Below are 14,480 nucleotides of genomic sequence, written 5' to 3'. Positions count from 1 at the left end.
CGTGCCGTCCAGTGCCGTGCCGCCCGGCGCCCTGCGCTCCGGCCCGGTCGCTGCGGTCACCCTCTGGTGGGGTGGCCGCAGCGGCCTTCAGGCGGCGATCCTGGCGCTCGTGCTGCTGGGCGGCTTCCTGCTCGGCTCCAACACGCTGGCGAACATGGAGCGCTTCGGCATCACGCCGGGCTTCGCCTTCCTCGGCCGCCCGGCGGGCTTCGAGATCGGCGAGGCGCTGCTCGACTACCGGCCGCAGGACAGCTACGCGCTGGCCCTGCTGGTCGGGCTGCTGAACACCGTCAAGGTCGCGCTGGCCGGCTGCCTGATCGCCACCGTCCTCGGCGTTCTGCTGGGGGTGGCGCGGCTGTCCGGCAACGCGCTGCTGTCGGGGCTGGTGCAGGGCTATGTCGAGCTGGTCCGCAGCACGCCGCTGCTGCTCCAGCTCTTCTTCTGGAGCGCCACCTTCCAGGCGCTGCCCTCGCCGCGCCAGGCGCTGAACCCGCTGCCGGGCGTCTTCCTGTGCAACCGCGGCATCCAGCTGCCGGCCTTCGCCGACGGGCGGGCGGGCGGATGGCTGCTCGCGGCCATCGCGCTGGCCCTGGCGCTCGCCCTTGCCGGGACCGTTCTGCGCCGGCGCCTCGGGCGGCGGGATGCGCTGTCCGGACTATCGGTCGCGGCGGCGGCATGCGGCCTGCCCGCCGCGCTGCTGCTGGCGTCGGGCGCGCCGTTGCAGGTCGAGGTTCCGGAACTGGCAGGCTTCAACTTCAGCGGCGGAACGACGGTGTCGCCGGAATTCTCCGCCCTGCTGGTCGGGCTGGTCGTCAACGCCGCGGCGATGATCGCGGAGATCGTGCGCAGCGGCATCCAGGCGGTGCCGGCCGGACAGTGGGAGGCCGCCCGCGCGCTGGGCCTGCCGCGCCACCGGATCATGCGGCTGGTGGTTCTGCCCCAGGCCATGCGGGTGATCGTGCCGCTGCTGACCTCCAGCTATCTCAACCTGACCAAGAATTCGAGCCTCGCCGTCGCGATCGGCTTCCCCGATCTGGTCAGCGTCATCAACACCAGCGCCAACCAGACTGGCCAGGTGCTGGAAACCATGGCGATCATGATGGGCGCCTATCTGACGGTGAATCTCGCGGTCTCGGCGGCGATGAACCTGTACAACCGCCGGCTGGCGGCGCGGGGGGCGCGATGACCGACGGCGTTCTGCAAAGCGCCCCGCCCCTCACCTCGCCACGGCCGCGCTGGCAGCGCCTGTGGGCCGGCCTGTTCGGCACGCCGCTGAATGCCGCGGTGACGCTCTGCTGCCTCGCCCTTCTCGGCTGGGTCGTGCCGCCGCTGCTGCGCTGGACCCTGCTGGACGCCGTGTGGGTGGGGCCCGCCGACCGCTGCTCCGATGCGGCCGGCGCCTGCTGGGCCTTCATCGGCGAGAAGCTGCGCTACATCCTGTTCGGCTTCTACGACCAGGACCGGCAATGGCGCCCGGCGGCGGCCGGCGCCATCCTGCTGGCGCTGGCCGGGCTCAGCGGCATGCCGCTGTTCTGGCGGCGGGCGACGCTTGGGCTCTGGCTTTTCGGGCTGGCCGCCGCGCTGCTGCTGCTGACCGGCGGTCCAGCCGGGCCGGCGGTGCCGACCGAGCGCTGGAGCGGCCTGCCGGTCAGCCTGCTGCTCGCCGTCGTCGGGCTGGTCGGCGCCTTCCCGCTGGCGGTGCTGCTGGCGCTCGCCCGGCGCAGCTCCATGGGCGGGGTGCGGACGCTGGCCGTTTTGTTCATCGAGGTGACGCGCGGCGTGCCGCTGATCGCGGTGCTCTATGTCGCGACCCTGCTGCTGCCGCTGATGCTGCCGGCCGGCGCCGCCATCGACAAGCTGCTGCGGGCGCAGATCGCAATCGTCCTGTTCGTCTCCGCCTATCTGGCCGAGATCCTCCGCGCCGGGCTCCAGTCCATCCCGGCGGGCCAGTATGAAGCCGCCCAGGCGCTGGGGCTCGGCTATTGGCAATCGATGCGGCTGGTGATCCTGCCGCAGGCGCTCAGGACGGTGATCCCCTCCATCGTGACCCTGGCGATCGGGCTGTTCCAGGACACCACGCTGATCATCGTCATCGGCCTGTTCGACCTGTTGAACACCGCGCGCACCGCCGCCAAGGACCCTGCCTGGCTGGGCTTCTACGACGAGGCGTTCAGCTTCGCGGCGCTGATCTACCTGACGGTCTGCGTGATCGCGTCGCGCTACAGCCTGTGGCTGGAGCGCCGGCTGCGGCGGTGCTGAGCTGCGAAGGGTTCCGGGCGCAATTGGAGCCGCTCGACCCGCGCATTCCCATCGGCCGGGTCCCACCCTGCATCGAACCGGCGGCGGGAGCGCGCGGCATCTTCGGCCGTCAAACACTCAGGTCACACCAGAACATCCTTTCACGGGCGTGCCGGCGGGGAGTCTTCGGAAGAACCCCTCGAGGGGCACGCGCTAACCTCGGCCGGCACTCCTGCACGATCTGAAAGGATGCAAGATGCTGAGGATGGATCGTTTATCCACGACGCTGGTGCGGCTGACCATGGACAGGCCGCCCGCCAATGCGCTCTCCTTCGACCTGATCCAGGCGCTGGCGGACGATCTCGCCCGGTTCGGGGCGGAGGCCGACGCGCCGGCCGTGATCCTGACCGGCGCCGGCGAGCGCTTCTTCAGTGCCGGCGGCGACATTCGCGAAATCGCCGCCAGGGCGGACGCCGCGGTCCCGCGCATGCGCGCCTTCCACCGGCTGCTCGTCGCGCTCGAAGGCTACCGCTGTCCGCTGCTGTGCGCCGTCAACGGCTATGCGGTGGGCGGGGCGCTGGAGCTGGTTCTGTTCGCGGACCATGTCGTGGCGAGCGAGGGGGCCAGGTTCGGCTTTCCCGAAATCAACCATGGGCTGCTTCCCGCCGCGAAGGGCATGCGGCAGGCGATGGACCGCCTCGGGCGCCGGGCTGCCGAGCGCCTGCTCTATTCCGGGGATCTCGTTTCGGCGCAGGAGGCGAAGGCGATGGGCCTCGTCGATGAGGTCGTCGGTTTCCGCGAGCTTCAGGACCGGACCCGTGCCGCCGCCGAGACGCTTCGCCGCAAGGACAGGCATCTGTTCTCGGCGATCAAACGGACCTTCGCCGATGCGCCGCGGATGACCGACGAGGAGTTGGAAGCGCGCACGCTCGACGACATGCAGGATTACCTGAACCGCGGCGAGACGGCCGCGGCGCGTGACCGGTTCCTCCAACGCAAGACGAGGAAACAGCATGGCTGACGGCGATCATCTCCGGCTTGAGTTCATGACCTCGCCCGAGGTCGCTCTCGCCATTGCGGGCGGCACCCGGACCATCGTCATCCCCTGCGGGGCGGTGGAGCAGCACGGACCGCATCTGACCCTCAGCGTCGATGCCGACCATGCGGACCATCTCGGCATCCTGGTGGCGAAGGGGGTGGGACGCGCGCTGGTGGCGCCGACCATCAGGGTCGGCTGTTCGTCCCACCATCTGGCATTTCCCGGCACGATCTCGTTGCAGGACAGCACCTTCGAAATGATCTGCCGGGACTACTGCACCAGCCTGGCAAGACATGGCTTCGAGCGCATTCTGATCTTCTCCGCCCATGTCGGCAATTCTCCGCCCTTGGCAAAAATGCTGCCGCGACTGCGGGCGGCCGTGCCCGCCTCCTGCCGCGTCTTTGCCTTCACCGACGCGAAGGCGTGGCTGGAGTGCTGGCGCGATGCGGTGGAAGAGGCGGGTGGCGAGCCGGTCAGGGTCGGCGGCCATGCCGATATCGCCGAAACTTCGCTGATGCTCGACATCCACCCGGGGCGGGTGCGCACGGAGCGCTACGAGGCCGGAAGACTGGGGCTGCTTTCGCAAGGCGATCTGGAGCTAATGTGGCGCGACGGGCTCGCGGCCGTCAGCGCCAACGGCATTCTCGGCGACCCCACCGGTTCCTCGGCGGCCATCGGCAGGCACTGCATCGAGCGCATCGCCTCGCTTCTCGTCGAGAGTTTTTCCCAGGACGAGCCGGTTTGATGCCCCGACGCCATCCGGCCGGTCGTTCCTACACAAAATAATGTTCTGAGCACGCAGTCCGTATAACGGATCTTCGGCAGGTTCTGCCGCCGGCTTCATGACAAGCTTCCAATCACCGAAGAGGCATCCCAAACAAACCCGAGAGGGCATCCAAATGGCAGTCAAGTTCGGCTTCTGGTCCGAGCAGGAAACCCTGGTCGGACAAAGCTATTCGCGCCGGCTTCATGAGCTTGTCGAAGAGGCGGTGTTTGCCGAGAAGATGGGTTTCGACATCGTCAGCCTGTCAGAGCAGCATGTCGCCTTGGGCGGGATCTCCAGCTCGGCCCCCGAAGTCGTGTATGGCTACCTCGCGGCGGTGACGTCCCGCATCCGGCTGAGGCCGGCGGTTTCGCTGATGCCCAAGAAGATCAACCACGCGCTGCGCACGGCGGAACGGGCCGCCGTCACCGACATCCTGTCCAACGGCCGCATGGAGCTGTATTGCGGCCGCGCCAACACCACCATCGCCATGCGCGCCTTCAATGTGGAGCCGGCGGAAACGCTCGAGCAGATGGAGGAGGGGATCGCGCTGATCCGCGAAGCCTTCAGCAAGGACATCTTCACCTTCGAGGGCAAGCATTATCAGGTTCCGCCGCGCATGCTGGTGCCGAAGCCGGTCCAGAAGCCCTATCCGCTGATGGGCATCGCGGCGACCAGCGAGCGCAGCCATGTCTGGGCGGCCCGCCAGGGGCTCGCCGTCCTCAGCCACACGCTGTACCAGGGCTGGGACGCCCAGGCGAAGATGGTCGAAGCCTACCGGTCGAACTGGCAGCGGGATCCGAACGGCCCGCTCGACCGCCCGCGTCTCGGCATGCCGGTGTTTCTCGGGATCGCCGAAACCGATCAGGCGGCGAAGGACCTTTATGCCGAGCCGCTGATGCAGTACGCCCGCATCTCGACCGATGCCTATCCGCGGCTGGCGAAGATCGCCGACGACTACGCCTACATGGGGGAAGGGCTGGAGGCGCTCCAGCGCGCGGCCACCGACTGGGATTATCTCCTGAACGACTCCGCCAGCCTGGTTTGCGGCAGCCCGGATACCGTCATCCGCCAGCTGGAACGCTTCATCGAAACCGGCGCCGAAGAAATCCTGTTCCACATCGACTCTGTTTCGCACGCCGAGATCATGAAGGCCATCGAGCTGGTCGGACGCTACGTCATCCCGCATTTCAACGACCGCAACAATGTGGTCCGTCCGACCGACGAGATCCTCGACCGGATCCGCAGGATGCGGACGGTGAACGCCTCGGCCTGATCCCCTCTCGACCGATCTGAAGAGAGTCTCCCATGACCGACAAGACCTACAGGGGCCTGCTCGTCGAGAAGCGCGCGAGCGGCGTGGCCATCGTCACCCTCAACCGGCCGGAAATCCTCAACGCCATCGACTGGCCGATGCATGCCGCGCTGGAAGAGCTGTTCGCGGACCTCGACAACGACCGGGCGGTCAAGGCCGTCGTCCTGACCGGTGCCGGCCGCGGTTTCTGCTCCGGCGGCGATCAGAACGCGCTCGATGACGATCTGGGGCCGATTTCGCCCACCCGGTCCGGGCGCCATCTCATCCGCAACATGCTCGAACTGGAATGTCCGCTGATCGCCGCGGTCAACGGCGTCGCCGTCGGGCTGGGCGCCACGCTCGCCCTGTTCTGCGATGTCGTCTTCGCCGAGCCCGCTGCCCGCTTCGCCGACACCCATGTGACGGCCGGCGTGGTCGCCGGGGACGGCGGTGCTGTGATCTGGCCGCTGCTTCTGGGGCCGGTGCGGGCGAAGCATTATCTGATGACCGGCGACTTCATTTCGGCGGAGGAGGCGGCTGCGGCCGGCATGATCAACAGGGTCGTGCCGGAAGGAACAGTCGTCGAGCATGCGGTCCGCTATGCCGAGATGCTGGCATCCGGCCCCCGCGACGCCATCGCCTGGACCAAATACGCCGTCAACAAGCTGATCAAGGAACAGGTGCACCTGAATCTCGACGCCGCCGGTGCGCTCGAGATGCTCACCTTCCACAGCCCGGAGCGCAAGGAGGCCGTCGCCGCCTTCCGCGAGAAACGCAAGCGCTTTGCAGAAGGCGGCAATTGAGATGGGCGGGCCGCAGTCCTTGTTCCCGCCCGTCCTGCCCTCAACCGCCGCATCCGCCATCGACCCTCCACCGGCCGCGCATGAGGACGCGACGCTGCCGTCGCTGCTGCGCGACCGCCGGGACGGCAGGGGCGAGGCCGTGGCGTTCTTCCAGAAGCATGCCGGCACATGGCACGCCACGACCTGGAGTGAATTCGCCAGGGACGCCGCGGCGCTTTCGCGCGCCCTCCTCGATCATGGTCTGGAAAGGGGGGACCATGTCGCCATCATGGGCGACATCTCGCAGGACTGGGTGGTCGCCTACATGGCGACGGTCTGTGCCGGCGGGGTGGCGGTCGGGATCTATTTCACCTCTTCGACCGAGGAGGTGGAGTATTTCCTGGAGGACTCGGGAAGCAAATTCGCCTTCGTCGCCGGAGAGAAGGAACTCACCGTCCTTCTCCGCAGCCGGCAGGCGGAGAGCCTGAAGAAGATCGTGGTCTTCGACCCGGCGGCTCCGTCATCGAAGACCATCGTCTCGCTGCCGCGGTTTTCCGCCTCGTCGTCCTCCGATTGTTCATCGCTGCTCGACGAGCAGGCCGGCACGGCGCGGGCGCAAGACAATGCCAGCATCGTCTACACCTCCGGCACGACCGGCAATCCCAAGGGCGCGATCCTCACCCACCGGTCGCTGATCGAGGGGCTGATGACCACCCGAGGCTTTTGCCCGGCGCTTTTCCGCGAACCCCAGCGGGTGGTCGTCCATCTCCCGCTCTCCCATGTCGTCGGGCTCGGGCAGGGCATCGTTCTTCCCCTCATCAGCGAGGTCACGCCCTATTTCGGCGAGACCGGGGCGGACTTCGCGACGACGATCCGCGACGTGAGGCCGACCTATTGGATGGCGCCGCCGCGCTTCTATCAGCGCTACGCCGCCGAACTGGTCAGCAGGATCAATGCGTCGGCCACGGTCGGCAGGAAATCCTACCGCTTCGCGATGTCCATCGCCCAGAAGGCGCTGGCGGACCGGCAGGCGGACGGACCGGACGATCCCTTTCTCCAAGCGCTTTTCGCGACCTGCCGCGACCGGGTCTTCCTGCCGCTCCTGGCGGAGATCGGGCTCGATCAGCTGAGATACCCCTACACCGCCTCCGCGCCGATGCCGCCGGACGTCGTGAAGCTGTGGCAGACCTGGGGGGTGAACCTCAAGGAGGTCTATGGGCAGACCGAACTGGTCGGTGCGAACACCGGGCAGATGCGGGACTGGTCGAAGCCCGGCACCATCGGCGTTCCGATTGCCGATCCGCGCTGGAAGACGAGGATCGCCGGCGACGGCGAAATGCTGGTGACGGGACCCGGCCTGTTCACGGGCTATCTGAACAAGCCCGACGACACGCTGGAGGCTCTGCGCGACGGATGGCTCCACACCGGCGACATCGTCGAGGTCCGGCCCGATGGCCAGCTGGCGATCATCGACCGGAAAAAGGAGATCATCAACACCTCCGGCGGCAAGTCGATCAGTCCGGCGCAGATCGAGAACGAGCTGCGGCGAAGTCCCTACATCTCGGAAGCCGCGGTCTGCGGCGACGGGCGGAAATACCTCGTGGCGCTGATCGAGGTCGACCGCATCGCGATGACCGACTGGGTGAAGGGGCGGAACGAAACGATAGCCGACTACGCGGATTTCTGTTCGTCGGAAGCGGTCATCCACCTGATCGAGGGGGAGGTCGCCAAGGCGAACCAGAGGCTGGCGCCCGTCGAGCAGATAAAGTCGTTCCGGATCCTTCCCGAAGAGCTGTCGGCGGAAAACGGCGTCATGACGGCGACCCGGAAAAAGCGGCGCAAGGTGCTGAACGAGCGTTACGCGGCGCTGATCGATTCGCTCTACGACGACTCCGAGGATTCGCTGATCCGTCAGGCGCTGTCCAACCTGTGATGCGGTGATCGGAGAAAGATCATGACGATGCTGCCCTGCCCCCCACGCCATCCATTCCTGTCCTCGACGGCGGAAATCATCGAAGAGGCCCGCAACGGCCGAATGTTCATCCTCGTCGATGACGAGGATCGGGAGAACGAAGGCGATCTCGTGATCCCGGCGCAGATGGCGACGCCGGAGGCGATCAACTTCATGGCGTCGCATGGCCGGGGCCTGATCTGTCTGGCGCTCGCCAAGGAGCGGATCGACCAGCTCGGCCTCAGATTGATGAGCGCGGAGAACGGCACCCGCCACCGGACGGCCTTCACCGTTTCCATCGAGGCGCGCGAGGGGGTGTCCACCGGCATCTCCGCGGCGGACCGCGCGCGGACGGTGGCGGTGGCAATCGACGCGGCCAGGGGACCGGAGCATATCGTCTCGCCGGGGCATGTCTTTCCCCTGGTTTCCCGCCCCGGCGGCGTGCTGGTCCGGGCAGGACATACCGAGGCGGCGGTGGATGTCGCGCGCCTTGCCGGCCTCAACCCGTCGGGCGTGATCTGCGAGATCATGAAGGAGGACGGGACGATGGCCCGCCTCGACGATCTCGTCGCCTTCGCCCGGCGTCACGGGCTCAAGATCGGCACGATCCGCGACCTGATCGCCTTCCGCCGCCGCCACGATCACGAGGTCGAGCGTGTCGTCACCACGAAATTCGACAGCCGATGGGGCGGCGAGTGGAGCGCCATCACCTTCCGCATCAAGGCCATCGAGACGGAAGCGATTGCGCTGGTGAAGGGCGTGATCGACGAGAGGCCGACCCTGGTGCGCATGCACGCGCTGGACATCCTGTCGGACGTGCTCGGCCAGACCGGCGACCGTAGCGACATCGTCGCCCGCTCCATGCAGGAAATCGCCGCCGAAGGGAGGGGCGTGATCGTGCTGTTCAACCGCGATGTGCCGCTGTCGCAGCTTCTCCGGGTGAAGGCGGGGGAGCCGTTCGTCGACAAGGCGGAACTGCGCAACTATGGCGTCGGCGCCCAGGTCCTCGCGGATCTCGGCATTCACGACATGATCCTGCTGTCCAACTCGCAGCATGTCCCGGTGGCACTGCGGGGCTATGGGCTGAACATCGTGGAACACCGGATGCTGCCGGTGGCCTCCGCCCCGTAGCGCAGCGTCTCCCACACGGATGCCGGACGGCCGATCCCGCCCGTGCCGGCGGCATGCCCTTCCACCGCCTTGCGTGAGGTTCACCATGTCAGGACAAGATTTTTCCGTTGCGGACCATGTGGAGACGGCAGCCTTCAAAAGTGCATTGCGGGCCGTGGTGGGGTCGGTGTCGATCGTGGCGTCGGGCCAGGGTGACGACAGGCGTGGCCTGACCGTCACCGCCGCGGTGTCCCTGTGCGTCGATCCGCCGATGGTTCTGGCCTGCATCAACCGCAGTGCCGAGGCGCACGACGTCATTCTCCGGACCGGCGCCTTTTCCTGGAACGTCCTGTCCGCCGATCAGGTCCAGTTGGCGGAACGCTTCGCGGCGCTGGACGGCAGCAAGGGCGCGTCCCGCTTCTCCCCCGCCGACTGGGGCGAGGGGGTTACCGGGGTTCCGGTTCTTCGCCAATCCGTTTGCAGCTTCGATTGCAGACTACAGGACAGCGCGGAAGTCGCCACCCATACGATCATGATCGGTGCCGTCGTCGCCCAGAGTCACGATCAGGACAAGGTTCCGCTGATCTACTCGTTGGGCAGGTTCGGCCGAATCGAACATTTTGAATCCGCCAAATAGGACGGATTCTGCGCGTTCCGATCACCGCATCTTTTATTTTATCCGGTGCCGAAGCCTGTCTTCCGCAAGGGGAGAGGGTCATTCGACGTCGAGCCTTGCCGTTCCACCCTCGGATGCGACTGCCCTGCATCAGGGGCTACACCGAGGTCTCTCAAGGAAAAATGGAAGTCCGAACCCTGGCCCGTCCGGAAAGATCGGGGACGGACTTCCTTGTCTCAACTCCAATAAATTTTCGCAGGGAGCAAAGATGGGGGACATAATTCTGCCGGCACCCCGTGCCGCGTGGTGGACAGGCCTTGGCATCCGCCGGAAAGCGGCGCTCCTTGCCGCCTTGTCGATCTCCTGGCCGGCCCATGCCTGGGAATTCAAGGAAGGAGACTGGTCGGGGGGCATCCGGGCCGTGGTCACCGTCGGAACGGCCATCCGCGCCAGCCCCATCGACCCGTCGCTGGTTCCAGCCGGTGACGGCGCAGGGCTCCGGCTTGACCATGCGGCGCCGGGCGGCGTCAATTCCGACGACGGGAACCTGAACTATCGCAGGGGAGACCCGGTTTCCAGCGTCGCCAAGGGGCTGGTCGAGTTCGAGGCCAACAACGCCGACGGCTGGGGCGTCTTCACCCGCGTGAAGGGCTGGTACGATCACACGCTTGCCGAGGGACATGTCGCGCTGGGCAACCTGCCGAACGATTATGCCGGCGGTCCCTTGTCCGACCGCGGCTTTTCGCAGGGCGCCAAATTCCGCGGCATCTCCCTTGCCGATGCCTACGTCAAGGGGCAGTTCTCCGCCGGCGGGCTCCCGGTCTCCGTCAAGGCGGGCCAGCAGACCGTCGACTGGGGACCGGCCTTCACCATTCCCGGCGGCCTCCGCGACATCAACCCGCGCGACTTCGCGGCCTTGTCCCGGCCGGGCTTGCAGCCGCAGGAGGGAGCGAAGCCGTTCCTGGCGCTGTCGGGCAAAATCGACCTCTCGTCGGCCGCAAGCCTCGAAATCTTCTATCAGCTGCTGTCGGCGACATCGACACAGCCCGGTTGCGGAACATTCGCCGCCACCGCCGATTACGCTTCGCCGGGTTGCGACAGGGTCATGGTGTCCAATGCCTTGTCCTCCGCCGACGGGCTGGCGACCGGCCGCTTCCTGAAACGCGGCAGCGACGGGACGGCGGGCGATGCCGGCCAGTTCGGTATCGGCGGCTCCTATCTGGTGCCGGACATCGGCACCAGATTTTCGCTCCACTTCACCAACGTCCACGCGCGGACCGGCTATGTCGAGGCCGACCGGACCGGCCGGAGCGGCGCCATCTTCCTGCCGGGAGATCCGGACGGTTTGAATCCGGCCTATCGGTTCCAGTACCCCAAGAACATCAGAATGCTGTCCGGCAGCTTCGCCACCAGCGTTCCCTCGATGAAACTGCGGATCGCGGGCGAACTCGACCATAAATTCAACCAGCCGCTCGCCTTCAACGCACCCGATCTGTTGCAGGCGGCCGTGAGCGGAACCGGTGTGCTGGCGCGGGATTTCGCCCTGGTACCCCTGGGCGGGCCGTTCGCCGGTTACGAGCGCTTTCACGTCACCCAGGGGCAGTTCGCCGCATCGGGCGACATCGGCAGCGTGATCGGCGGCACCCTGACCCTCGGCGGCGAGGTCGGCGCCAAATATGTCCACGACCTGCCGGACCCCAATTTCCGCCGCTATGGCCGCTCCGACATCTTCGGAACCGGCCCCAACAACGGCGTCTGCGCGGCCGGCGCCGATCCCAAGGCCTGCACCACCAAAGGCTTCGTGACGCCGTTCTCGTGGGGCTATCGCCTTCAGGCGAGCCTGAGCTATCGGGACATTCTGCCGGAGGTGACCCTCAAGCCGTCCGTCGCCTTCGCCCACGATGTCAACGGGACATCCTATGACGGCGCGTTCAACCAGGGGCGCCAGATCCTCCGCCTCGCCCTCGATGGCACGGTCAAGGACAGCTATCTCTTCAACCTGACCTACCAGACGACCTTGGCCGGTCCCTACGACCCGCGCGCCGACCGTGACGTGTTTCTCATCAGCACGGGCGTCAAACTCTGATCGCATGCCGAGCCGTATGCCGGCCGCATCCAGTCCCCCCACCTCCCGACACCGCGTTCCGACCGAAACCGACCCGGCCCCCCTGTGCCCGGTCTTTTTGGAGACTGCCGTATGACCGACGACGCAACGACCACGGTGTCGGTGCCGCAGCCGAAGCCGCAGCCGAAGGGCATGACGATCCACCATCGGCGCTATGCCCTGACCATGCTGTTCCTCATCTACATGCTGAACTTCGTCGACCGTCAGATCGTCAACATCCTGGCGGAACCGATCAAGCGCGAACTCGGTCTCATGGACTGGCAGCTCGGGTCCTTGACCGGACTGTCCTTCGCCATCTTCTACGCGACGCTGGCGCTTCCCATCGCGCGGTGGGCGGAGCGTGCGAACCGGGTCAGGATCGTCGCGCTGTCGGCGATCACCTGGAGCCTGTTCACGGCGGTCTGCGGCGTGGCCCAGAACTTCACCCAGCTGTTCCTCGCCAGGGTCGGCGTCGGTGTCGGCGAGGCGGGCTGCACGCCGGCATCCCAGTCGCTGATCAGCGATTACACGACCAGGGAGAAGCGGGCCTCGGCGCTGGCCTTCTTTTCCATGGGCATTCCGGCCGGGTCGCTGGTCGGGATGGTGGTCGGCGGCCTGATCGCGGACAGCCTCGGCTGGCGCGCCTCCTTCGCGCTGGTCGGGGTGCCCGGCATCGCCCTCGGGCTGCTGGCCTATTTCACGCTGCCCGAGCCGCGGACATCCTCCGTTGCGGCCAGCGGGGCGCAAAGCACGCCCAGCCTGAGGGAGGCGCTGTCCGAACTCGGCGGGAAGCGGACCTACATCTGGCTTACGGTCGCGATGGTGGCCATGAGCTTCGGGATTTACAGCAATCTTGCCTTTCAAAGCTCCCACTTCCTGCGCAATCACGCCGAAGGGTTGGGCGTCCTGGCGGCCAGACTGCACGATCTCACCGGGATCCAGTTGGGCCCAACCGGGTTCCTCGGTACGGTGCTGGGCCTGATCGTCGGCATCTGTGGCGCGGCAGGCACCTGGCTGGGCGGCCGGGCGACGGATCGCGCTGTGGCGCGCGGCAGCCTGAACGCCTACGCGACCATTCCGGCGGCGGCGGCCCTGTGCCTGCCCTTTGCGCTTTTCGCGACGTATCTCACCTCGAACACCGTGGCGGCGCTTTGCCTGATGGGTTTGCCGATGCTGCTGCAGTCCATTTATTACGGCCCCATCTTCGCGGCGGTCCAAAGCCTGGTGCGTCCGCGCACCCGGGCGACGGCCACCGCCATCTTCCTGTTCTTCGCCAATCTGATCGGGCTTGGCCTTGGACCGCTGTCGGTCGGCCTGATCAGCGATGTTCTCGCGCGGTCGATGGGGTCCGGCGACGGCATCCGCTGGGCGCTGATCAGCACGTCGCTCGTCTATGTCCTGGCGGCGATGGCCTTCATGGCGGCGCGAAAGACCATCAGGCGGGACATCGTGAGCTGACAGGGTAAACCGCGGCAGCCATCCGCACGGGGGACCGCAATCCCGGTCCCCGACCGCACCGACGGCCCTCGATTCCGACAGTCGGATCGAGGGCCGCCGGCATGAGCAAGGGGATGCATCGTCAGTTCGTCGTGCCTTCGGCCCGGTCCTGCAAATACCGGCGCGGAGGCTGCCCCATGTGTTTCCTGAACATGGCGGTGAAGGCGCTTGGAGAATCGTACCCCAGTTCCTGGGAGATCGCCTGCACGGTGGCGCCCATCGACATCCGTTGAACGGCGATCACGATGTGGAGCTGCTGGCGCCACCGGCCGAACGACATTCCCGTCTGTTTCTGGATCAGCCGGGCCAGCGTGCGCTCGCTCATGGCGACCGTCGCCGCCCAGTCCCGGATGGTCCTGCGGTCGTCCGGCGCCTCCAGCAACTGGGCGGCGATGCGCTGGATCCTGGGATGGTTGGAAACCGGGAAGTGGAGCGGCTCCGCCTTCATCTGTGCAAGCTCGTCCAGGATGACCTGGACCAGGCGGCTCGTCGGACCCTCCAGGGGATAGAGCGGCGGCAGGTTGGCCAGGTGAAAGATCATCTCGCGCAGCATCGGGCTGATCGAAAATGTCGCGCAGGACTCCGGCAGGGGTGAAATCCCCGGTTTGATGAAGACGCAGTATGACCGGCCCTTGTCCGACATGGAAATGCTGTGGGGAATCTCTCCCGGAATCCACACCGCTCCATTGGATGGGACGATCCGCAGCCCGTCGAGCGTCCGGCACATGACCGAGCCTTCCGCCGCCACCACCAGCTGGCCTTTCCGGTGCCGGTGGATCGGCAGCTCGTCGTCATCCACATTGCGCCGGACAAGGAAGGAGACCAGCGGCCGGGCAAACTCGTCGGGATCCTCAGGGGTGAAGCTGATGCGCAGGCCGGTCGGATCCCACGCCATCGGAAGAGCATCGCCGGCCACCGGGGCTTCCGGCCACTTCGCACCAATCCGCGCACTCTTCGGCAATGTTGCGGCCTCCGTGCTGTTCGAAGCGGACCTCGGTCCGAGTTTGACAGTTTCGCGACATAAAATGGCAATCCTGTAGATTCTGCCATTGGTTGGGCTCGGATACACTCTGCCGTATGCACAGT

The 14,480-nt window shown here is 66.7% G+C and carries 12 protein-coding genes; 11 read left to right on the top strand and 1 reads right to left on the bottom strand.

Annotated elements, in window-relative coordinates; translation table 11 throughout:
• Position 1 precedes the first annotated feature (1 nt).
• From CRT60_RS02730 to CRT60_RS02680, 11 genes are all read left to right on the top strand, one after another.
• Complete coding sequence (locus CRT60_RS02730) at positions 2–1,186, top strand: amino acid ABC transporter permease (protein ID WP_244592229.1); 1,185 nt, start codon at positions 2–4, stop codon at positions 1,184–1,186.
• Positions 1,183–2,259 carry an amino acid ABC transporter permease gene (locus tag CRT60_RS02725; RefSeq protein ID WP_098734923.1) on the top strand — a complete coding sequence of 359 codons (1,077 nt, stop codon included), beginning with the start codon at positions 1,183–1,185 and terminating at the stop codon, positions 2,257–2,259. The genes CRT60_RS02730 and CRT60_RS02725 overlap by 4 nt, the downstream gene beginning before the upstream one ends.
• A gap of 235 nt (positions 2,260–2,494) precedes the next feature.
• A complete protein-coding gene (locus tag CRT60_RS02720; protein ID WP_098734922.1) occupies positions 2,495–3,259 on the top strand; it encodes an enoyl-CoA hydratase/isomerase family protein in 765 nt (254 codons plus the stop codon).
• The gene (locus CRT60_RS02715; RefSeq protein WP_098734921.1) at positions 3,252–4,022 is read left to right on the top strand and encodes a creatininase family protein; all 771 of its coding nucleotides are present in this window, start codon (positions 3,252–3,254) and stop codon (positions 4,020–4,022) included. Before CRT60_RS02720 ends, CRT60_RS02715 begins: the two co-directional genes overlap by 8 nt.
• Before the next feature lie 154 nt (positions 4,023–4,176).
• Positions 4,177–5,316, top strand: coding sequence for an LLM class flavin-dependent oxidoreductase (locus CRT60_RS02710; RefSeq protein WP_098734920.1), 1,140 nt, complete (start codon positions 4,177–4,179; stop codon positions 5,314–5,316).
• Between the two features lie 32 nt (positions 5,317–5,348).
• Complete coding sequence (locus CRT60_RS02705) at positions 5,349–6,137, top strand: enoyl-CoA hydratase/isomerase family protein (protein ID WP_098734919.1); 789 nt, start codon at positions 5,349–5,351, stop codon at positions 6,135–6,137.
• A 1-nt stretch (position 6,138) separates the two neighbouring features.
• Positions 6,139–8,049, top strand: a complete 1,911-nt coding sequence (locus CRT60_RS02700) for an AMP-dependent synthetase/ligase (RefSeq protein WP_098734918.1) — start codon at positions 6,139–6,141, stop codon at positions 8,047–8,049.
• Between the two features lie 21 nt (positions 8,050–8,070).
• Positions 8,071–9,198: a 3,4-dihydroxy-2-butanone-4-phosphate synthase gene (ribB, locus tag CRT60_RS02695; RefSeq protein WP_098734917.1), complete on the top strand. Its 1,128-nt coding sequence runs from the start codon at positions 8,071–8,073 to the stop codon at positions 9,196–9,198.
• An 85-nt stretch (positions 9,199–9,283) separates the two neighbouring features.
• Positions 9,284–9,814: a flavin reductase family protein gene (locus CRT60_RS02690; protein ID WP_098734916.1), complete on the top strand. Its 531-nt coding sequence runs from the start codon at positions 9,284–9,286 to the stop codon at positions 9,812–9,814.
• A 247-nt stretch (positions 9,815–10,061) separates the two neighbouring features.
• A complete protein-coding gene (locus CRT60_RS02685; RefSeq protein WP_098734915.1) occupies positions 10,062–11,879 on the top strand; it encodes a DUF1302 domain-containing protein in 1,818 nt (605 codons plus the stop codon).
• 111 nt (positions 11,880–11,990) lie between these two features.
• Entirely contained in the window at positions 11,991–13,355 is a 1,365-nt protein-coding gene (locus CRT60_RS02680) for a spinster family MFS transporter (protein WP_098734914.1), read from the top strand.
• Between the two features lie 121 nt (positions 13,356–13,476).
• Here the strand turns inward: CRT60_RS02680 and CRT60_RS02675 are convergent, their stop codons facing one another.
• Positions 13,477–14,463 (bottom strand): helix-turn-helix domain-containing protein, encoded by a 987-nt coding sequence (locus tag CRT60_RS02675; protein WP_244592228.1) that lies wholly within the window; start codon positions 14,461–14,463, stop codon positions 13,477–13,479.
• Positions 14,464–14,480 lie beyond the last annotated feature (17 nt).

It is taken from the genome of Azospirillum palustre (assembly GCF_002573965.1).
GTDB lineage: Bacteria > Pseudomonadota > Alphaproteobacteria > Azospirillales > Azospirillaceae > Azospirillum > Azospirillum palustre.
Note: the sequence above shows the minus strand (reverse complement) of the source record. Positions and strands in the feature narration are given on the sequence as shown.

Coding starts and splice junctions, on each gene's coding strand:
- CRT60_RS02725 (WP_098734923.1), top strand. CDS start 1,183: ATGACCGACGGCGTTCTGCAAAGCGCCCCGCCCCTCACCTCGCCACGG.
- CRT60_RS02720 (WP_098734922.1), top strand. CDS start 2,495: ATGCTGAGGATGGATCGTTTATCCACGACGCTGGTGCGGCTGACCATG.
- CRT60_RS02715 (WP_098734921.1), top strand. CDS start 3,252: ATGGCTGACGGCGATCATCTCCGGCTTGAGTTCATGACCTCGCCCGAG.
- CRT60_RS02710 (WP_098734920.1), top strand. CDS start 4,177: ATGGCAGTCAAGTTCGGCTTCTGGTCCGAGCAGGAAACCCTGGTCGGA.
- CRT60_RS02705 (WP_098734919.1), top strand. CDS start 5,349: ATGACCGACAAGACCTACAGGGGCCTGCTCGTCGAGAAGCGCGCGAGC.
- CRT60_RS02700 (WP_098734918.1), top strand. CDS start 6,139: ATGGGCGGGCCGCAGTCCTTGTTCCCGCCCGTCCTGCCCTCAACCGCC.
- ribB (WP_098734917.1), top strand. CDS start 8,071: ATGACGATGCTGCCCTGCCCCCCACGCCATCCATTCCTGTCCTCGACG.
- CRT60_RS02690 (WP_098734916.1), top strand. CDS start 9,284: ATGTCAGGACAAGATTTTTCCGTTGCGGACCATGTGGAGACGGCAGCC.
- CRT60_RS02685 (WP_098734915.1), top strand. CDS start 10,062: ATGGGGGACATAATTCTGCCGGCACCCCGTGCCGCGTGGTGGACAGGC.
- CRT60_RS02680 (WP_098734914.1), top strand. CDS start 11,991: ATGACCGACGACGCAACGACCACGGTGTCGGTGCCGCAGCCGAAGCCG.